The organism is Arthrobacter silvisoli (assembly GCF_003369445.1).
In the GTDB taxonomy this organism is placed as follows: domain Bacteria; phylum Actinomycetota; class Actinomycetes; order Actinomycetales; family Micrococcaceae; genus Arthrobacter; species Arthrobacter silvisoli.
In genome coordinates this window covers 18034-38453 of sequence record NZ_QRCU01000036.1, presented here as the reverse complement: position 1 = coordinate 38453, position 20420 = coordinate 18034, and the positions used below count along the sequence as shown (strand labels likewise).

General features: G+C 64.9%; 17 protein-coding genes. 6 read left to right on the top strand and 11 right to left on the bottom strand.

Features of this window, described 5'->3' with window-relative positions; genetic code table 11:
* Positions 1 to 12: 12 nt before the first annotated feature.
* The gene (locus DWV11_RS09045; RefSeq protein WP_115788560.1) at positions 13 to 900 is read right to left on the bottom strand and encodes an MSMEG_6728 family protein; all 888 of its coding nucleotides are present in this window, start codon (positions 898 to 900) and stop codon (positions 13 to 15) included.
* A 199-nt stretch (positions 901 to 1099) separates the two neighbouring features.
* Here DWV11_RS09045 and DWV11_RS09040 point away from each other — a divergent pair, with 199 nt between their 5' ends.
* Together DWV11_RS09040 and DWV11_RS09035 are read left to right on the top strand one after the other, a co-directional pair.
* Positions 1100 to 2125: an adenosine deaminase gene (locus tag DWV11_RS09040; protein WP_115788559.1), complete on the top strand. Its 1026-nt coding sequence runs from the start codon at positions 1100 to 1102 to the stop codon at positions 2123 to 2125.
* Positions 2126 to 2272: 147 nt separating this feature from the next.
* On the top strand, positions 2273 to 3112 hold the full coding sequence (locus DWV11_RS09035) for a pullulanase X25 domain-containing protein (RefSeq protein ID WP_115788558.1): 840 nt from the start codon (positions 2273 to 2275) through the stop codon (positions 3110 to 3112).
* Here the strand turns inward: DWV11_RS09035 and DWV11_RS09030 are convergent.
* From DWV11_RS09030 to DWV11_RS08980, 10 genes are all read right to left on the bottom strand, one after another.
* A complete protein-coding gene (locus DWV11_RS09030; protein WP_115788557.1) occupies positions 3109 to 4752 on the bottom strand; it encodes an ABC-F family ATP-binding cassette domain-containing protein in 1644 nt (547 codons plus the stop codon). The genes DWV11_RS09035 and DWV11_RS09030 overlap by 4 nt on opposite strands.
* 316 nt (positions 4753 to 5068) lie before the next feature.
* Positions 5069 to 6868 (bottom strand): ABC transporter permease subunit, encoded by a 1800-nt coding sequence (locus DWV11_RS09025; RefSeq protein WP_115788556.1) that lies wholly within the window; start codon positions 6866 to 6868, stop codon positions 5069 to 5071.
* Positions 6855 to 8411, bottom strand: coding sequence for an ABC transporter substrate-binding protein (locus DWV11_RS09020; protein WP_245953520.1), 1557 nt, complete (start codon positions 8409 to 8411; stop codon positions 6855 to 6857). The genes DWV11_RS09025 and DWV11_RS09020 overlap by 14 nt, the downstream gene beginning before the upstream one ends.
* 30 nt (positions 8412 to 8441) lie before the next feature.
* Positions 8442 to 9134, bottom strand: a complete 693-nt coding sequence (locus DWV11_RS20480; protein WP_115788555.1) for an ATP-binding cassette domain-containing protein — start codon at positions 9132 to 9134, stop codon at positions 8442 to 8444.
* The gene (locus DWV11_RS09010; protein ID WP_136017890.1) at positions 9131 to 9868 is read right to left on the bottom strand and encodes an ATP-binding cassette domain-containing protein; all 738 of its coding nucleotides are present in this window, start codon (positions 9866 to 9868) and stop codon (positions 9131 to 9133) included. The genes DWV11_RS20480 and DWV11_RS09010 overlap by 4 nt, the downstream gene beginning before the upstream one ends.
* A gap of 160 nt (positions 9869 to 10028) precedes the next feature.
* Positions 10029 to 11336 (bottom strand): RNA polymerase sigma factor, encoded by a 1308-nt coding sequence (locus tag DWV11_RS09005; protein ID WP_115788553.1) that lies wholly within the window; start codon positions 11334 to 11336, stop codon positions 10029 to 10031.
* 9 nt (positions 11337 to 11345) lie between these two features.
* Complete coding sequence (locus DWV11_RS09000) at positions 11346 to 11723, bottom strand: YciI family protein (RefSeq protein WP_115788552.1); 378 nt, start codon at positions 11721 to 11723, stop codon at positions 11346 to 11348.
* Between the two features lie 90 nt (positions 11724 to 11813).
* Positions 11814 to 12431, bottom strand: coding sequence for an ankyrin repeat domain-containing protein (locus DWV11_RS08995; RefSeq protein WP_115788551.1), 618 nt, complete (start codon positions 12429 to 12431; stop codon positions 11814 to 11816).
* Between the two features lie 1135 nt (positions 12432 to 13566).
* Positions 13567 to 13881, bottom strand: a complete 315-nt coding sequence (locus tag DWV11_RS20655; RefSeq protein WP_115788550.1) for a 2Fe-2S iron-sulfur cluster-binding protein — start codon at positions 13879 to 13881, stop codon at positions 13567 to 13569.
* Positions 13874 to 15130, bottom strand: coding sequence for an MFS transporter (locus DWV11_RS08980; RefSeq protein WP_115788549.1), 1257 nt, complete (start codon positions 15128 to 15130; stop codon positions 13874 to 13876). The genes DWV11_RS20655 and DWV11_RS08980 overlap by 8 nt, the downstream gene beginning before the upstream one ends.
* A 352-nt stretch (positions 15131 to 15482) precedes the next feature.
* On the opposite strand from DWV11_RS08980, the gene DWV11_RS08975 reads away from it, so the two are divergent.
* From DWV11_RS08975 to DWV11_RS08960, 4 genes are read left to right on the top strand one after another with little or no spacing between them, the layout of a single operon-like run.
* Entirely contained in the window at positions 15483 to 16661 is a 1179-nt protein-coding gene (locus DWV11_RS08975; RefSeq protein WP_115788548.1) for a cytochrome P450, read from the top strand.
* Positions 16651 to 17796, top strand: a complete 1146-nt coding sequence (locus tag DWV11_RS08970) for a glycine amidinotransferase (protein WP_115788547.1) — start codon at positions 16651 to 16653, stop codon at positions 17794 to 17796. Before DWV11_RS08975 ends, DWV11_RS08970 begins: the two co-directional genes overlap by 11 nt.
* 2 nt (positions 17797 to 17798) lie before the next feature.
* Entirely contained in the window at positions 17799 to 19148 is a 1350-nt protein-coding gene (locus DWV11_RS08965) for a preATP grasp domain-containing protein (RefSeq protein WP_115788546.1), read from the top strand.
* Positions 19132 to 19755, top strand: a complete 624-nt coding sequence (locus tag DWV11_RS08960) for a peptide deformylase (RefSeq protein ID WP_115788545.1) — start codon at positions 19132 to 19134, stop codon at positions 19753 to 19755. The genes DWV11_RS08965 and DWV11_RS08960 overlap by 17 nt, the downstream gene beginning before the upstream one ends.
* Positions 19756 to 20420 lie beyond the last annotated feature (665 nt).

Here is a 20420-nt window from a genome sequence, read left to right as displayed (position 1 = left end):
GGGTTTTCGTTATTAGAGCGCGGGATCCGGGACGGGGAAGAAGATCCGCGGGTCCTGGAGCAGGGCAGGGTTGGACAGGTCCGAGCGGTCCAGGACCTGGCTGAGCTCGAAGTTGCGGCCGAAGCGTCCGTCGTCGAGCGTGATCGGCCGGCCCACGACCTTGCCGAGGGCCAGGGTGCGGCCGTCCTCCAGCGGGACGAGCACCGGGGTCTTGCCCGGAAGGGTCCGGAAGATTTCCTCCTGGCGCTTGCGCCGCGCGGTGGGCTTCTTCACGAGGCGCTGCGGTTCCTTGCGGACGGGCGGGGCCTCTTCGGGGGTCTCGACGTCGGCCGCTTCGCTTCGCGCTGCAGGCTTGCCGACGGCGGGGAGGCCCACCGTGCGGATCTTTTCCGGGACGTTTCCGGTCTGATCGGAGCGGACCACCCAGAGGAAGTCCTCTTCGGGGTCTTCCGGGATCAAGTCCATGGCGGGCTCGGGCCAGATGTACTCGAGTCCGGCCGGCGTTCCGGGGAAGGCCTCGCCGTAGAACCTGGCGTCTTTCTGGATCAGCTTGGAGCGGTGGCTCAGGTGGAGGTCGGGCTCGCCAAGCCAGTGGGGCATGGGAATTTTCGCGGCATAGTCCGGGTGGGCTGCCTGGGGAGCGAATTCGGTGATGTCGGCCCGGAGCTTGTCCGGGTTGCCGCGTGACTCCCATTCGTCGACCATCGCCAGGCCGTACAGGGTGAGGGCCGGGACGTGGCCCATCCACATCCGGATGGCGGGGTGGCCCAGTCGGCCGAACTCGGGAATGACCAGGGTACGCAGGATCTGCAGGACCTCGGCGCGCTGCTTGCCCAACCGGTTGGTGTCCAGGGCGGCGGCGCATTGCTTGAAATCAGGGAACGGGAGGTAGGTCTGCATCCCTTTAGTTTGAGGGTGGGGCTGGCTTGCAACCAAGTCGGGCGGGCCAACCCCGGCTTGGGTGCTCACCTGTGGCGGGTATTCCGCGGAAAATCGCACCACAAAGGAGCACTCAGCGGCGGGACCGATCAGGCTGGAAGGTTCAGGACCCGCAAGCGCGGCCCGCGACGGCGGTACCCTCGCAGGCTAGTCTTGTCGGGTGGAAACTCATGGCGCGAACACAGCACTCCCGGTGGCCGAACTGCACCTGCACATTGAGGGGACGCTCCAGCCGGAGCTGATTTTCGCCCTCGCGGAGCGGAACGGCATCGAGCTACCGTACGTGGACCTGGATGAGCTTCGCTCGCGCTACGAATTCACGGACCTGCAGTCATTCCTGGACCTCTATTACGCCAACATGGCTGTGCTGCGCACTGAGCAGGACTTCGCGGACATGACCCGCGCCTACCTGGCCCGGGCCGCGTCGGGCGGTGTGCGGCATGTCGAGGTCATGATGGACGCGCAGGCCCACGTTTCCCGCGGGGTGCCGCTTGAGACCTGCGTCAACGGTGTCGCCTCAGCGCTCGCGACGTCGGAGCGGGAGTTCGGTGTCTCGACCCTCCTGATTGCCGCTTTCCTGAGGGACTTGCCCGAGGACGACGCGCTGGAGGTGCTTGAGCAGTTGCTGGCCATGAACGCCCCGATCGCCGGCATCGGCCTGGATTCCGCGGAAGTGGGCAACCCGCCGTCGAAATTCGTCCGTCTTTACCAGCGCGCGGCGGAAGCCGGGCTGCACCGGATCGCCCACGCGGGCGAGGAAGGGCCGGCGTCGTACATCACCGACTCGCTGGACCTTCTGGGCGTGGAGCGGATCGACCACGGCATCCGCTGCATGGAGGATCCTGCGCTGGTGCAGCGGCTGGCGAAGGAACAGATCCCGCTGACGGTTTGCCCGCTGTCCAACGTGAGGTTGCGTGCCGTGGAAACCCTGGCCGACCACCCCTTGCCGGCGATGCTCGCCGCGGGCCTGAACGTCAGCGTGAATTCGGATGACCCCGCGTATTTCGGCGGCTATGTGGACGACAACTTCGTCCAGCTCACCGCCGTCCACGGACTGACGACGGCGCAGCGGTCGGCACTCGCGGCGAACTCGATCCGTTCGTCGTTCGCCTCCGAAGCACGCAAGGCGGAACTGCTGGGCGAAGTGCGTGCGTGGGAAGCGGCTGCCGGTTCAATTTCGGGCTGAAACCACCCCTACCCGAGACTCCACAATCACTTGGGCGGCCGTCGGCGTAACAGTGGGTCACGACACACGGAGTTAACCGGTTACGGTACCCGGAATTTACAGAAGCTTGGCAGACTGCAAGCAAATACCCGCCGCTGAAGGAGCCACATGGCCAAGACTGCCGCCGACAACAGCATCGCCCGTCTCAAGACCGTCCTCGATGTACTGGCCGAGGGAACCTGGTCCGAAACCACTTTGAATGCCGGCGAAGTCCTCGCCGAAGCGGCCTCTCGCGTGCCCTTCAGCGACCACGAAGCCGAGCTCCTCAGCGGCGGCATCCCGCGCGGCCACAAGGGCCTGACCACGGCCACCGCCAAGCTGGTCAAGGCCGGCTGGCTGGTCAAGGGCCGCTCCGGCTGGACCATCACCGAGGACGGGCTGCGAGCCACCGTGGCGTTTGCCAAACCGGATCAGTTCGCCGCGGCCCTTGCCGAAGGCACCCCGGTTCCCGAAGGCACCCCGCTGCCGGAGGCACCCAAGAAGCCGGCCGCCAAGAAGACCGCAGCCCGGAAGCCGGCCGTGAAGCGCACGGCCAGCACCGCCGCCGCAGGCACTGCCGCCTTGAGCACCGAGGCCATCGGGACGGACAGCACGACGGCGGCGGAAGCCCCCGCGAAGAAGGCCCCCGCCGTGAAAGAACCGAAGCTCGAGCAGCCCTCCGCCGTCGCCGTCGCCGGTGACTTCAGCACCATCCTCGGCGCGCCGGAAGACTGGGCTCCCCAGCATGACGAAGTCCAGATGAAGTACAACGCGCGCAAGAAGCTCTGGACCCTCACCGCCGAGCTGCCCGCCGGTTTCTACACCTACAAGATCGCGCTGAACCGCTCGTGGGACGAGAACTACGGTGCATTCGGCGTCCGTGACGGTGCCAACCACGAACTGCACCACGACGGCGGCAAGGTCACCTTCACGTACAACCACGCCACCCGCGACATCGTCCTGAGCTAGTCCAAGGCAACATCCTCCAGGCTTCGCCGCTGCTGGAGCCGGCCGTCCGCGCCGAGCTCCAGCACGGTGTCGATGCCGAGCCGTTCGAGGAACGCGAAGTCGTGGCTGACGATCAGCACGGCGCCGCGGTAGGCATCCAGGGCTTCGGCGAGCTGTTCCACGCTGGAGATGTCCAGGTTGTTGGTGGGCTCATCCAGCACGAGCAACTGCGCGGGCGGTTCGGCGAGGAGGAGTTTCGCCAGGCCCACCCGGAAGCGTTCGCCGCCGGAGAGCGTCCCCACCGGCCGGTCCGCCGCCGGTCCGCGCAGCAGTAGCCGTGCCAGCCGGTTGCGGATGGTTCCCGACGGCGTCGAGGGCGCCACGGACTGCACGTTCGCGAGGGCGCTTGCGCCATCGTCGAGCCCGTCCAGCCGTTGCGGAAGGTACCCGACGCGGTCGGTCAGCAGGACCCCGCCGGGGAGCCCTGGAGGGGTACCACCGACGACGGCGTTCCCGCCCGCCGCCGGGCTGCCGGCCAGCAGCCGGGTCAGCAGCGTCGACTTGCCGGAGCCGTTCGGACCCACCAAAGCCACGCGCTCGGGGCCTTGGATGACGAAGGTGCGGCCGCCGTCGTGGAGTTCGGCGATCCGCTTGGCGCGCGGCACCTGAGGATCGGGCAGTTCGAGCTTGATGTGCTGCTCGTCCCGGACCTTGGCGTCGGCGGCGTCGGCGGCGGCTTGCGCCGCAACGATCTTGTCCTCCAAGGTGCCGCGCAGCTTCCCCGCGGAAACCTGGGCGTTGGCCGCCCGCTTTCCTGCCAGGATTTTCGGGATGCCGCCGTCTTTCTGGGTTTTCTGTGCCGTCCGTTCCCGCCGCGCCAGCTTCGTTTCGGCCTCGGCGCGCTGCCGCTTCTCAACCTTGAGGGCCTGTTGGGCGGATTGTGCTGACTGCAGGGCGGCGGCCTGCTCCTGTTCCCGGTAGGCCTTCCATTCGCTGTACGGGCCGCCGAAGGTTTCGAGCTCCCCGGCATGCAGCTCGGCCGTGTTGTCCATGTGTTCCAGGAGATCGAGGTCGTGGCTGACCACCACCAAGGTGCCCGGCCATTCCTCCACCATGCGGGTGAGGCTGCGGCGCGTGGAGCGGTCGAGGTTGTTGGTGGGTTCGTCCAGCAGCGTGATGGGCGTTCGCCGGATCCGCAGCCCAGTCACGGCGATGAGCATCGCCTCGCCGCCGGAGACCTCGGCCACGCGGCGCTGGAGGTCGGCGGCGCCGAAGCCGGTCTGCTGCAACTCTTCGTCCGCCCGCGATTCGATGTCCCAGTCGTTGCCGATGGTGTCGAAGTGTTCCTGGCTGACGTCGCCGGATTCGATGGCCTTCATGGCTGCGAGGATGTGCTCGATACCCAGCAAAGCGGCGACGGTGGTGTCGCTGCGCAGGGTGAGATTCTGCGGCAGATAGCCCACCTCGCCGCTGCGGTCCACCCGGCCGCTGCTTGGTTCAAGCAGCCCGGCGACGAGCTTCAGCAGGGTGGATTTGCCGGTGCCGTTGCGTCCCACCAGGCCGGTCCGTCCGGGAGTGAAGGAACCGTTGAGGCCGGATAGGGCAGGGGTTCCGTCGGGCCATTGGAACGTGAGGTTGTGGAGGGAGATCGCTGATTTCATGGAAGGGGTCTTTCGTCCGGAACGCCGCGTCCCCGAACTGCCCGGCGACGGGCAGGCGGCACGGCAGCGTGTTTCGCGTGAAATGGTTCGAATCAGAGGCGCGGTAGGTTCCGGTTCCCGGGAGCGTCACCAGAGGGTGCGGCGGGGAATCAAAGAGAGCGGCGCATGCCGTATGAGCTGAGGATTTCCCTGCTGCGGGTCCACACCCGGCGTGACAACGCGGCGGGTGCTCAAGAAGCGGGTGCTCAAGAAGGGCGATGGCCACCGGAACTCCGGCGGCTAGATTCTGTCGACCTCAATCTCCATGCGGTCGAGGCTACCACAGGGCCCCGCCCGCACCGTCGCGCTGTACGGCCAGGGCTGTCTTCCTGCCAGTCCCGCGCCGCGCCGCCTGCCGGTCCCGCGCTGCCTGCCGCAGTCCCGCCAGTGCGACCGCCAGGACCGAGGTCAGCACGAGTGCCGCGGCTGGGGCCAGGGTGGTCCACGGCGCCCGCTCCACATAGTCGATTCCTTCGGAGAGCAACAACCCCCATTCGGGGAGGGGCGGCTGGGCCCCAAGTCCCAGGAAGCCAAGTGCTGCGAGGGCCAGTGCAACCCCCGGCAGGCGCAGCATCCCGTGCCTCAGCAGTGGCGGGACGGTGGCCGGCAGCACGTGCCGCAGCCAGACCTCCCAGGGCGGGACGCCGGCCAGCGGCAGCCACCGGATGTGGGGCATGGCCCGGGCTTCGTCCAGCAGGGCCGTGGCATGGGCCGTGAGCGGGGGCCACGTGACCCAGAGGACAGCCAAGGCGGCGCCGCCCACGGAGGGCCCCAGCAATGCTGCGATGATGACACCGGCAAGAATCGGTGGTGTGGCGTTTGCGATTTCGGCCGGTCCGCGCGACACCTCGCCGAGCACGGCCAGTATGAGGGCCGTGAGGATGGCCAGCAGGACGATGCCCAGGGACGGCAGGAGTGTGCCGAGGGTCCCGTGGGCCACGCGCGCCAGCAGGTCCCGCCCGGTGGCATCGGCACCGAAGGGCAGCTCAGCGCCCGGTGGTGCCAACCTTGGATGCGCGATCGCGTAAGGATTCCTGGGCAAGCCTGCCGCGAGCAGCAGCGTCAGGCCCGCCAGGGCGAGTCCGGCGGTCCACCGGGCGGCACGGTCGTCGCCGCGCGGTTCCGGAGGGCCGGGAAGGGTTCCCGGGGCCAGCGGCCCGCCCAGCAGGGCCCGCCGGGCCAGGCCTGCAAGCATGCCCAGCAGCACGGCGGCAGCCGCCATGAGCAGGACCCCGGCCTGCAGTGCGGGAAGGTCCTGGGCGTTGGCCGCTCCTAGCAAGTACCGGCCCAGGCCGGGAATCGCGAACACCTGTTCCACCGCCACCGCGCCGCCCAGCAGCCCGATGAAGACGAGCCCCAATTGATCGACGACGGCGGCACCGGCCCGCCGCAGTACTCCGGCGAGGAGGGTGGTACGGGAGGCCCCGGCGAGCCGCCAGACCTCCACCCAGCGTTCGTCCGAAACTCCGGCGACGGCGTCGGCGACCAAACGGCCCAGCAGGCCTCCGGCGGGAATGCCGAGGGCGAGCGCGGGCAGGATCGCGGTGTGCAAGCCGGTCCAGCCGTACGGCGGCAACCACCGCAGCTGGACCGCGACCACCACCAGGAGCGTGCTTGCCAGGAGGAACTCGGGTAAGGCGGTCAGCGCGACGCCGGCCGGGCCGGAACCCCGTTGCGGGACCCCGCGCAAAACGCGCCGCGCGGCCGGCGCCACGAGCGCCGCCGTCACCGCGACGGCGACGACGACGGCGAAAAGGGTGAGCGTCACGGAAACGCCGAGGGCGGCCCAGACGCCGGGGCCGATTTCCCCGCCGCTCACCCAGGACCTGCCGAGATCGCCCCGGAGCACGCCCGCCCACCAGCGCAGGCTGGTGGCAAACGGCCCGCCGTCGAGCCCCAGCTGGGCGCGGATGGAGGCCAGTGCCTCGGGTGTCGGTTCGAGTTCCGCGTAGCGGGCACGAAGCACGGAGGCCGCGGGGTCGCGCTGCGAGAGCCAGGGGAGGGCCCCGGCGACGAAAAGCAGGAGGAAACCGGACAGGACCCGCGACGCAAGCCCCAAGCCGCTACTTCGCAGCATCGAGACGGGTGCCCGCCGTGATCAGGATGCGTTCACGCGGATCGCGGGCGGCATCCAACACCCTGGCCGATTCGCCCTGGATGACGCGTTCGTGCAGCAGCGGAATGGCCGCGTCTGTTGCAAGTACCTGGGCTTCGGCAAGGATGGTCGCTTCACGGCGGCCCTCGCCGGCCTCGGCCTCAGAGGCGGCAGCCACGGCCCGGTCCACTTGGGGCGTGCAGAGCTGGGCAATGGAGAAACCGCCCTTGCAGCTGAAATCCGAGGCGAGGTACGCGACGGGGTCGCCGGAGTCCAGTACGGTGGCCCGGGAGAGGATGAAGGCGTCGAACTTGCCGGCGAGGGCGTCCGCTTCGATGAACTGGTACTCGCGCACATCCTGTTGCACCACGAAGCCGGCGGCCTCGAGCTGCTGCTCGAGGATAACGGCCACCTCAGGCAGTTCGGCGCGGTCGGTGAAGGTGCCGAGGCTGATCTTCACGCCATTGACTTTGGCCGGCGCGGGGCGGGAGGCGAGGAGTTTGCTGTACGCCGGGTCCTTGCGGGCGTCAGCCGCCCAGGACAGGGCCGGTCCGAGCAGTCCCTCGGCGATATCGGCCCGACCCTCATAGACGGACTTCACGATCGCCGCCCTGTCGATCGCTTCCCTTGCCGCCGCACGCACGGCCGGGTCCGCGAAGGGACCCCGCTTGGTGTTCAGGTACAAGGTATTGGTCCGCGGCATGGGTACTTCGACGATCAGGTTCTTGTCGATCGATGCCACCTGCCCTGCCGGGATTGCCTCCACGACCTCCGCCCCACCCGTTCGCAGGGCCGCCGCCCGTGCGGTGCCGTCCGGAACGAACGCGACGTCGATGCCGCCGGCCTTCGCGGGGGTTCCCCAGTAACCGTCGAAGCGGTTGAGGGTGGCGCCCACGATGCCGTTGACCTTGACCAGTTCAAAGGGGCCGGTGCCCGTGCCCACCGGATCGACGGTGCCGCCGGTGTAGGCAGCAGTGTCGAGGATGGCCAATTGCGGGCTGGAGAGCCGGTGCGGCAGCAGCGGATCCGGCGTGGCAGTGCTGATCTCAACCTTGTTGCCGCTGGCCCGGACCCGCATGTCCACGCCGTCGAGGATGCGCGGCAGCGGAACCGCCTTGATGGCGTGCTCCAAGGCGTTCACCACGGTGGCCGGGCCGAGCTCCTTGCCATTGTGGAAGCGGACACCGGAGCGGATGGTGAACTCCCACGTGGTTCCGTTGGTGCGCTTCCATTCCGTCGCGAGCGCCGGGATGGCCTCACCGGCGTCATTCAGCGAAACGAGGGTTTCGGCGGTGGCCCAGCGGGAGAGTTTGAAGGCATCGTCGCTCAGCGGGCTCAGGCCCGAGCGTGGCGGCTGCAGCATGGCGATGGAGATCCGGTCGTCGGAGGCACTGGCGGCGCGTGTTTCCGAGGGTGCGAAACAGCCGCTGAGGAGAAGCGCTGCCGGCAGCACGGCGAGTGCCAGGGCGCGCCGGGCCCGGGGCTTACGGGACTTCTTGGTGTTGTGCGGCATGGCTTGGCTCATGGGGTGGTTCCTTTCGGGGTGGATGCCGGTCTAGGCGGCAGCGGGCGCCGTCAGCGTGATAGTGCGCGAGCAGCGGGCGGCGAGGGCCGGATCATGCGTCACCAGCAGGAGTGCGATGCCCGTTTCCTGGACCAGCGAAAGCAGGGAGCCGGAGACGGCGGCGGCCGTTCCGGCGTCGAGGGCGCTGGTGGGCTCGTCGGCAACCAGGAGGACGGGGTCGACGGCGAGCGCGCGGGCCAGCGCCGCGCGCTGGGCCTGTCCGCCGGAGACTTCGCCCGGCCTGCGGTCCAGCAGTGCGTGGTCGAGGCGGGCCAGTTCCGCGGCACGGCGGATGCGGCGCTCGACCTCGTGGTCTCCGGTAAGCCTGTGTACCGCCTGCCCGATGGACCGGCGCAACGTCCAGCGCGGCACGAATGCCGCCGCCGGATCTTGCGGAACTCCTTGCACGAGGTGGCGGAGGCCGTGCGGCGGCCGCCGGGTCGGCAGGCACCAATCCTTGCCGGCCACGAGGACGTGGCCCCCTGCCGGGTTCCGCAGGCCCAGTGCGATGTCCGCCAGGGTTGACTTGCCCGCTCCGGAACGGCCGACGACGGCAACGGATTCACCTGCCATGACGGTGAAGCTTGTGGGGGAGAGCACCGGCCTGGCGTGTTTGCCGTGGCCGTGGACTGCGGTGAGCTCGGAGATTTCCAGGACTGGCGGGTTATGTCCGTCGGTGCTCACGCCGCTTTGTCCCCGGGGCCGGGGACGTCCGGAGCGTGCACGGGAGGTGCCGCGGCCATACTTTCCGTGACCTTTCCTGACGAAACCTGCAGGCGCCGCGTGCCGAGGGTTTCTGCCACTACGTCGTCGTGCGTGGAGAGCACCAGGGTGCGCTCCGGGCCGATCAAGGTATCCAGGAGCTGAAGCATCACGTCGCGGGATTCGTGGTCCAGGGCGCTGGTGGGTTCATCGGCCAGGACAAGCGGCGCATCGGTCAGCGCTGCGAGCGCGACGGCGGCGCGCTGCGCCTGTCCGCCGGAAAGTTCAGCCGGCCTGCGGTGCTGCAGCCCGGCGTCGGACAGTCCGGCTGCCTCCAGCACTTCGGTGACCCGCTTGGCAGTTGCGCCGGTGACGCGGCGCAGCTGGCGGCCGAGGGGGATCAGCGGATGCAAGGCATCGAGGCCGCGCTGGGGCACGAATCCCACCCGGGAGTAGTAAGCCGTGCGCTCGCCGCGGAAGCTGATTCCCGGTGCCCAGCTTCCGGCAAGAGTCGCCAACAGGAGCGATTTACCGCTGCCGGTCGGGCCCGTTATGACCAGCCGTTCCCCGCGCAGGACGGTGAGCGCCGGAACCGTGAGGAGGGTTCGGCCGTCCCTGGCGAACACGCAGGCATCCCGTAGCGTGACGAGGCCTTGGCCGGGTACCGGGTGGGAGCCAGTGATGGCGGACGCACGGGCGGTATGGTGATCAGGCATAATAATAATGATTATCATTAATGGGAGGAGGCTGCAATTGAGTCGTGGTGTCCGCAGGCCTGTCGGAGCACCGGTGCTGCTCGGCACGCAGTTGTTGTTCAACGTTGCGTCCCGGCCGTGGCTGCGGCTTAGCGCTGCTTCGGGTGCAGGAACCGGACCTTCAACCTGCCACGCCGCGCAGCCTGCCTTGGAGATACTCCCGGACCCGTACGTCGGAGCTCAGCCCGATGGCAATGCGCAGGCAGTCGGCGGCACTATCCGGGTCGCCGGCGGACGCGTAGGCATCGGCCCGGGCGGCGAAATACGGCTGGAAACGTTCGCAGCCCGCCGGACGCTCGGCGGCAATCGCGTCCAGTCGCTTGAGCCCGGCCAGGGATCCATCCAAACGTCCGATCACCGCAGCTTGCGCCACGAGCGATCCCAGCGTGGGCGCCACAGTGTTCAGCGCCGCGTACAAGGTGCCCAAGGCCGTCCAATCCGTGCGGCCGCTCCGGGATCGCGTGGCGTGCACCGCCTGGATGGCCGCCTCCAGCTGGAACCGGCCCGGACTGCGCGAAGCGGTGACCAGGCGCGAGGCCCGCTGAAGGTGCTCCTCCCCGCGCCGGATCAGTGCGGCATTCCAGCTCCTCGGATCCTGTTCTTCCAGGGGTACATAGCTGCTGCCGGAGGGGCGGGAGAGCAGGAAGGCGGCCAACGCGGCCAGCGCCCAGGCCTCCGGTTCCGTCTCCAGACTGCCGGCAACGAGCTCCGCCAGGAATAAACCTTCGGCGACTGATGGGCGGGAACCCGCCGCGCCGTCGTCGGGACCTGCGGAGCCGGGAGCTGCGGAGCCGGGAGCTGCCGAACCGGACGCCCCGGAATCCGCCACCGCCGGAATCGCCAGGCACCCGTACACCGCCTCCAACACGGGCTGCAGCCGGTCCGGCAGGACCTCGGGCCCGGGGAGCTCGAACGGGATCCGGGCATCCCGGATGCGGCGCTTCGCCCGGACCAGGCGCTGGGCCATGGTGGCCGGCGGGACGGCGAACGCCGCGGCGATCTGTGCGGCGTCGAATCCGAGGACGGTCTGCAGCATGAGGGGCGCGCGGATGTCCTCCGCGATGGCCGGGTGGGCGCAGACCAGCATGAGCGGCAGGCGCCGGTCGGGGAACGCCGAATCACCAACATCGTTCATTGCAGGCTCCGGAAGCGAGTCCAGGGGAGTGGAGAGCCGGTGCCGGGCGGACTTCCATTCGTCGCGCTGCCGGTTCCGGGCGACGGTCAGCAGCCAGGCCTCGGGACGCTCCGGCACGCCGTCGGCAGGCCAGTGCCGCAGCGCCTGTTCGAAGGCGTCTGCCAAGGCGTCTTCCGCGAGGAGCACGTCTCCGGTGCCGCCCGCGAGGATGGCGAGCAGGCGGCCGTACGACGCGCGGGCGGCCAGTTCCGCGGCCGCCCGCGCCGCGCCGTCGTCGGCTGGAGTCCCGGTCACCGAAGCGGGTCAGGCATTCGGCACCCAGGCGCCGTCCACGGTGTGCGTGGCGCCCGGGCGGATTTCCACGCTGCCCCACATGGCGGCGGGCGCCTGCCCGGCCCATTGGATGGCGGCGTCGAGGTCCGGGACGTCGATCAGGAAGTAGCCGCCCAGCTGTTCCTTGGTGTCGGCGAACGGCCCGTCCTGGATCCGCAGCTTCCCGTCGTCCGTGGTGACCGTGGTGGTGGCGTGCGAGGGCTGCAGGACCTCGGCGCCCAGCAGCACGCCGGCCTGCTGGAGGGTGGCGGCGTAGCTGTTCATGGCCGCCTCGCCCTGTGCCAGCATCTCCGGGCCGAGTTCCTCGGGAGTCATTTCCTGGTAGTGCATCAGCAGTGTGTAGCGCATGATTCCTCCTTCATCCGATCGTGGCCCGTATCGGGCTCACTCTCAAGACGAACGGGCGCGCCGCCGATCGACACCCGGAAGGAAAAAAGATCAGGACGCGGCGATGTGCCGTTCGATGATGGCCGCGATGTCCGTGTGCCCGTGCTTGCGGGCGAGTTCCAGGGGAGTGACGCCGCGTTCGTCGGCCATGCCGGGCTTGGCGCCGTGCTTGAGCAGGAGGCTGACGATTTCCTGGGCCACGGGGCCGCCGTCGTTGAGGATGATCGCCTCGATCAGCGCGGTCCAGCCGAGGGTATTGGTCAGGTTCACGTTGATGCGGGTGTTTTCCAGCAGGTACCGCACGATCTCCACGTGGCCCTTTTCGGCCGCCGGAGTCAGGCCGTTGCCGCCGAAGCGGGTGCGGCGCTTGAGGTCGCAGCCGGCCTCCACCATGGTCTTCACGAGTTCGGGATCGTTGGTGATGCAGCCGTGGATGAAGGGGTTGAAGCAGGTCTGGTCCTGGGCATCGATGTCCACGCCTTCGGCGATGAGTGCGCGGACCACGTCCAGGTGGCCGCCGCGTGCGGCGCGGAGGATCGCGGTGGCTTCTTCGTGGTCGACGGCGTCCTTGTCGGCGCCGTCCGCGAGGGCCGCCTTCACGGCGTCCAGATCGCCCGCTGCCGCGGCTTCGAGGTAGCGCTCGTCGACGGTCAGGGTGGTGGTTTCCATGCGGTCCTCCAGGTGCGCGGTCCTGGGGTGGCAGGACGATCTTGGCATACGTGTCAGCGGTCCTCACCGGTGGGCGCGCGCAAACGGAAGGACCTTCTCCTCAAAATGGTATACCAAACGGCTGTTCTGAGGGAATGACACCTTCTGCAGCCCGTCCGCCCTGACTCCGACGAGCTCGCCACCTGCGCCGTTGCGTGGAACTGGCACGCGAGTGGCTCGACGTCGGCGACGCCACCCGCCACCCGGAATTCGAGATCGCCCGCTGGGCCGCCGGGCACCTCAATCGCGGTTCTCAAACTTCAGGGACGAGAAGAAACTGACGGTGATCTGGGACGAAGCCTCGACCGATCAAGCGTTGCAGAGGAGGCCACGCCTTCATTTCCCCAACGAGACCTACTCGTCCACTGCCCAGCCCTGGTACGGGGTTCGTGAACGGAATAACTGATCGGTTGCCGGCGTGTGGGCGCGTGTACCCGAAGATGTTCGTCCTTCATATTGGGGTCGCATCAGGGGTCAAGGAACGCGGGGACGGGTTTCTCATTGAGGGGCCGGGCAATGTCCTATGAGTCCGCCGTTGGTGAATCCTTCTTCGACTTGGGGGCGGGCCCGATCGGGTGCTGCGGGCCTGATCCCATCCCATGGTTCCGGTCATCGCCGGCTGCCGCGGGCTGTTTCTCCATCCTCGAATTCGCCCGCATCAGCTCAACCCAGGTGGCAGCTCGCACCCAGTAATTCGCCCGCTGCAGCGGGTCTCGATCATCCAGTAGTCGTCTCATCATTAAAATGCGGAAACAGGGCGTGTCGACCTTCATCCGGGCAGAGATTGCAAAAACAAATGAAGTTTGCAAGTCAAAGGATCGCGCGCTTCTTTTTGTTTGCAATCAGCCGGCAGGATCTGGGCGTTGGGAATGTTGACTTGACATACCGCCATGCGACGGGATCCCATGACTTAGCGTGTCCAATCTCCCAGATTTGCGGGAATGCCTCGTCGATTGGGAAGATCGGGCTTTTCAACTGACGATTGGGGAAACATGAAGGACTCATTGATTCGGGGCGTCATCAATTGTTCCTTGACTGCATTTTGGGGTCGCGGCGATTCTGAGAGTGTGGTTCCCGGGACCGGACAGTCAGCCGATCACGGAACGGTGAAAGAAAGCGTCGGGGACTCCGGAGAAACTGATATTTGACATCCCAGGCGGCTTGTCTCTCGGACTTCCGTATCAACCCCGGCTAATACTTCTGCTTCAAGAACAGGCGCGGGGAGAGTAACGGACCCCGCTATGTCCGCTTCCACCCATACGTGGCACGTACCGCAGCTCGCATAGCCTCCGCATCGTCCGATGATGCCGGGAATCAGATGTTCCAAGGCTAGCTTCATCACTGTCGTTGGGCCGGTAACGGGGACAGTAAGAGGGTCTCCGTTCCGGGGCCGGAACGTGACGCTAGACATTGGAACCCTCGATTTCCTTGGCCTTGGAGACTACGAACTTTCGGATGTCTGGATGAGTCCAGGCTGCGAATCCGACGGCTACGAGGCCGGCTGCGGCACCTGCTGCTATTCCGGCACTCGGGCCGAACAAGGTTCCAAGGAGTCCTCCTCGTATGTTTCCCAGTTGAGGGCCCGCCATTCCTGCTACGGATTGAAAACTCGACACGCGGCCGAGGAGGTTATCCGGAACGGCCATCTGGAGAATGATTGATTGGCTGGTCATCGCGACCGTGTCGAGTGCCCCGACGAGCGCGAGGACGGTTAGGGCGGTTGCGAAGTTTGGAGCCCAGGCAAGCAAGAGTATTGCCCCGACCCAGGCTGCGGCCGCCACGACCAGTACGTGGCCTGGCCGTTTTGCAGACGTGATGGGTCCCGAAAGAAGTGTGGCGAGGAGTCCGCCAATGGACATGCCTGCAACCAGCAAACCGTATTCCGCGGGGCCTCCTCCGAGGATTTCCGCGTTCAATGCCGGAAGTAGTGCGGTGGGAAGGGCTATGACGGTCACGCAAAGGTCCAACAGGAAGGCGCCGCGTAGTGGTTTCGAGCGGACAACGGCTACAAGGCCTTCTATGAATGCGTGTTTGACGCCGGTTCCGACTTGCCCAGCAGGGATATCGGGGAGGAAGAACACTGCCAGGAGATAGGCGCCAGCCGCGGCGGCGGCCAGGATCAGGACAACGCCCAGTGTTACGGTGCCGATAAGGACACCGCCGAGGAAGGGCCCGAGAATCATTCCAATGTGCATCGACAGCATGTAGAGGCTCGATGCTGAGGGCAGGAGTTCTCTTCCTAACAGATGCCGCAGGTATGGCCGGCGCGTCGGGGCGGAGAAGGTGCCGCAAGTGATTTGGAGCACCACGACGAGGTAGATCACCCATACCGTGCTCTCGGTTGGATCCCCGACAACCAAGAAGCAGCCGGCCGCGGCCAGCAGAACGAGAAATTGACCGATCGAGCCGATTAGCCCAATGACCTTGGGTCTTCTTGTATCAGCGTAGGATCCGCCGAGAAGCCCGAAAATGACGGTCGGCACCCCCACGGCGACACCTAGCAGACCAACCATCAGCGGTGAGTGGGTAATGTCGTAGATTTTCCAGGCCAGAGCGACCTGCAGGAACTGACCTGTTACCGACATCAGCACGCCGGTGCTCCACAACACAGAGAATCGCCTGGACGCGCGAAGCGGGCGCAAATCTATAAGCAAACCCATTACGGGAGTATCCCTTCGGTCGAACTACCGTCGCTCTCGGATGATCCTGAAGCCAACAGCTGGCGCTTAGATATTGACTTTTTCAACCTCGTGACTAGGAAGAAAACATTGAAGTAAAGCACCAAATCGTGAAAGCCGCAAGTCATGCCAATTATTTAATAAACACGCCGGATTTGAGTGGTGACTATCGCCTAAAATGTGTATTTTTTCTCTTGCACGATCCGAGCTAGCAGGAGGGGGACCGGCATGCTGTACGACCACATCGCGTAATCGCCAAAACGACGTGGGGTGTCGTGATGCAAGCATTGCGGCACCCCACGTGTGCGCTCCGAAAGATCACGAGGGGGAATAGATGGACGTTGCGGCGCAAGGGGTTTTTGCACCACTATCGGAGGAGTACTTCAGGGACCGTCTGGGCGTTCAGGCTTGGTTCCGGGAGAACGATCCTTGTACGTGGCAGGACGACATGCAGTCGTGGGTGGTGTTTCGATACGAAGACTGCAAAGAAGTCCTGAGGAACAACGAACGGTACGCCCGCGACCCCGGACGCCTGGGCCGCTCTAAAGAGCACCTTGCGACAAGTATCCAGACCGAGGATCCGCCATCGCAGATGGTCTTGCGTCGGCGCATGCTGAAGGCCCTTCACCAGCAGGACCTCAAAGGCATCGCCATTGAAGCCGTCGAGGCGTTCATCAGCAGGATGTCGGCACCCGCCAGCGGGACAAGGGTTGATCTGATGGCAGAATGTGTGGCCCCTTCCGTCGCCGAAATGGTTGCGAACGTCCTCGGTTCTCCAACCGTTCCCGCCGAAACGTACACCCCGATTTCCACTGCGCTCAGCCGGGCTATGGATGCCGGGCTCGACCCGGAGCGCCTTCCCCCCGGCCGGACAGCGGGCGACTGGGTGAGAGCGGAAGTGGAGACTTGGCTCTCGCATGCACCCGAAGCAGGAATGCTGGCGACCCTCGCTGACGATCCTGTCGTGGGCGACGAACTTGAGCGGAAAGGCTCGAACTACCTGAGAAATACCGTGGGCGGGATCTACAACGCGGGATTTTCAACATCGTTCGCCCTCGGCGCCGCCCTGATCCAACTGGCTGAAACCGAGCCGGAAGCATTCGCCCGGGCCGCAGCTTCACCGAACCTCATCCAATCGGCAAACGAGATTGTCCGGTATCTCAGCCCCGCCCAGGCTACGGCACGCATTGCTCTGGAAGACCACACAATCCAAGGAAGGCAGATCAGACGAGGCCAGAGCGTCGTGACGATGCTGTCCGCCGCGAACCGTGACCCCCGCATCTTTTCCCGCCCGGATGACCTTGACCCCGACCGGCAGGAGAGCAATCATCTCGGATTCGCGTGGGGACCCCACGTCTGCCTAGGGGCCCAGCTCGCTCTCAATTGGGTTGCCGCCCTGCTGGCCTCGGAAAACCGGTGGACGGGGCTCTACGCACACCTGACCCCTGACTACCTCGACACCGCAACGCTAATGACCGTTTCAACTCTCAAAGGAGACAAACGTGGTAAATAGCCACAATGAATGGGCCCCGCTTAAGGAAATCATCGTCGGAACGGCAAAGAACTACGTCTCGCACGACCGGGAGCTATCATTCGATGTCTTCTTCCACGAAAACCTGTACAAGTCCGATTGGGCCTACCCCCGGCTGGCGCAAAGCGACGCTGATGCACGGAAGAACAGCCGATCCTGGAACATCTCCAAGCAGTACACCGAAGAGCTCGTAGAAGACGTTGAGACCCTGGCCGAGACCATCGCGGGATTCGGTGTTAAGGTCCACCGGCCAATGGACCTGCCTGAAAATCCCGACCCCATTGCCGGGTTTGGCTGGTCCGCACCGCCTGTGCCGGCGTTGAACATCAGGGACAACTCGATCATCGTCGGCAATGAGATCATCGAAACGCCTCCGGCCATCCGGTCCAGATATCTCGAGACCCGTCTCATGCAGCCGGTCTTCACCGACTATTTCAAAGACGGCGCGAAGTGGTCGACCATGCCCCGTCCGATCATGACAGACCGTTCCTTCGATCTTTCGTACGCCCGCGACCTGGAAACCTCGCTTGGCGGGCCCACGGAGGCGATTTCAGACCCTCAGTCTTCACCCTTTGACGCAGGTTTCGAAATGATGCTTGACGGCGCCCAGTGCATTCGGCTTGGACGCGACATCATCGTGAACGTTGCAAATGAAAACCACCAACTGGGCTACGAATGGCTCGTCCAGCATCTCTCCCCGGCCTATAGGGTTCACCGCGTGTACCGACTGAGTGACAACCACATCGACAGCATGCTTCTGGCCCTGAAGCCTGGAGTCTTCCTAGCCAGGCACCCGGACATCCAGGAACAACTCCCCGCCCCATTCAACAAGTGGAAGTTCATCGTCCCTCCAGAACCCGAAGCAGGAAGCTTCCCTGAATACAACACCAACGATCTGGTCCTGACTAGCCCCTATATTGACCTGAACGTCCTGTCGATTTCACCAGACCACGTCCTCGTCAACAAAGACTGCACCGGACTCATCCGGCTCCTCGAATCCGAGGGATTCGGAGTAACCCCCGTCCAGCACCGACACCGCCGGCTCTTTGGTGGAGGGTTCCACTGCTTCACCTTGGACACCGTACGGGACAGCTTCCTTGAGGACTTCGCGAACTAACCATGAAGATCTACGTCTGCAATGATTCTGATCCCAGCATCATGCGCAAGATTGATTCTCGGTCCTATGCGGCACACGGCCTCTGGTTTCTCAATCCCGGTGACGTTGCTGTACTGATGGACGTTCCAGACCCGGCATTTGTTGACCACGTCCTCGCGGTGAAAGAGATGCCAACGGACAGCGTCGACGTGTGCGTAATGCCCGAGGGCCGGTACGAACGGAAGATGTTCGATCAGCTCGCGATCGTTGACTCCGAGCTCATCAACGACGTTCTCCGAACTCTCAGGAACCGGAAACCGGACACGGTCGATGCGCTCTGGATGACGCCCGGGGTTTCGGAATTCGCTCATCAACTAGGTTTGAATCGCGCGGTCCCCGGGTTCGCCTTCTTCCAACAGAACGGATACGAGCTTGCCAACAGCAAAGGAAACTTTCGCGCGTTAGCTGCAGCATCCGGCCTTCCAATCCCTCACGGAAGAGTGTTACGGGATGCCGAAGAAGCCAAAGAATTCAGCCAGAAACTCCTCAGCCGGGACGGTGCCTACATGGCAAAGCGGTCTCACGGCGGAGGCGGAGGCGGCAACTACCTCGTTCATTTGCCGGAATCCACGGCGGTCCCAGAGGAGTCTGGAGCTGTAAGGGTCTACCAGGCAACCACGCCTGAGGCAGCGAACGCTTTCTGGGATTCCCACTGGTCCTGGATGTCGTACGAAGACCGGTACCCAGTAGTGGTCGAAGAATTCGTCGGAAACCACCGGACTTTCTACGCCGAGTATTCGGTCGGTGACGGCGCCCTACCTGAGCCAAGCGTCGGGGAACTCGTCTATCGAGACAGGGGCCTCGCCGTTGAAATCAACCCTGCCGATGACCAGATCCCCGCACAGCTGCGGGGCAGAATGCAAACCTGCTCTCATCAATTAGCAAGCATCTACCAGGGGCTAGGTTACCGAGGGCACGTAAGCGTCGACTGGATCGTGACCGATTCCGGGAAGATGCGCATAACCGAAGTCAACTGCCGCTACACAGGCTCGACGCACATGTACGAAGTCATGCGAAACCTGCCCGGCATCCATGGAGACAGGCACGTCTTGCAGACCGAAATCGAGCTCCTGCGCGACGAGGTCAAATATGCCGATTTCCTGACCCTGCTCAGCCAGGTTCCGCACGGATACAACCGCACGACCGGCGAAGGAACGGTCGCATTGACCCCGCCGCTCGGCGGCGCACCCGACGTCATGCATGTCATGCTCAACACCGTCGCCAGGTCTCGTGACGACGCTTTCGTCTTGCTCGCTAACCTTAAGTCCGACTGCGTAACAAGGGGGTGGACCACTGATGGCAGCAATGAGTGAAACACAACATGCTCTGGTTTTTTGTGGAGACAGCGCACTCCGCTTGCCGGTGAACGAAATCCCGCCGCGGGACCTCCGGGCAGGAAGATTCCGGGACCTCTTCGAAACGATGACCACGGTCATGAGGCAGACAGGGGCCGTGGGAATCGCGGCGCCGCAGATCGGTGTCTCGTCGAATGTCGCTGTCATCGAAGACCATACGGTGCGGGACGACGCACACCTCCAAAACAAACACCTGAAAAGGGTTGACCTGACGATCATGGTCAACCCCTGTATCACCCACCGAAGCAAAGAAACTGCTACACACTTCGAAGGTTGTCTCTCAACACCCGGGTACCAGGCTGCAGTCCGCCGGCACCTCTCCATTGATGTGTCCTGGCTGGACCAACAAGGCATCGCACAGGAATCGACCTTCACTGGTTGGCCAGCACGCATTGTCCAACACGAGATTGCGCACCTTCAAGGCAGGACGATCTTCGAAGACTGTGTTGAAGGCGGCATCGTTCATGAAATAGCGCTCAGGTCTGTCTGGAGCGTCCGCGGCGTTGACGCTTTCCTCAAATCAACCATCACGACAGCCCGCTCAGACAAGTCATCTTGCTGGTAAGGCTCGGCATGCCAGCGGAGCGTAAACAGTCCGTCGCCCAGCAGTTCTACGCGCACGGCAGACCCTCCCTGGGAAAAGTATGCCTGCCCGGGACACATCCATATCGTTCGTCGTCGCCACATAGGTGATGCGGGGTACGGCAGCTGACGACCCCATCGCAGGGTGGGGCCTTCAAACCCTCAGGTGTGGGGATGCCAGGCCACTACAACGTGCTGGCTCCCTTTAGGTCACGGCCTTCGGCGGGCTGGTTCAAGGCTTGAGGGTGAATGCCTGGGAAGCGGCTATTCGTGCGTTGTCGGCAGGGCTCACGATTACCGTAGAGGTTTTGTTGAATAGCCCGGGATTGGGGTCATATCCCTGGAACTCGATGAACTCTTTGGGCGCTACCCACGGGGCGGCCGGTTGCATGATCAGTGCGGGTTCTCTCGTCTGCGGTCCCATTGTTGTTGCGCGGTGGCCATTGTCCCGATTACGGGCGTTTGCGAGGACTTAAGTACGCCTGCCATTGTGACTGCTTGGTCCTTGAGGAGTGATGACAGAACAGGGACGCCAAGGATGAGGCAGCAACGTCACAAGGCATTTGGCCGACGATCTATGTTCCCAGTTCCCTAAGATGAAGGGGTTTTCGCCCCGGAATCTCCAATATTATGACTACTCTTGCCAAA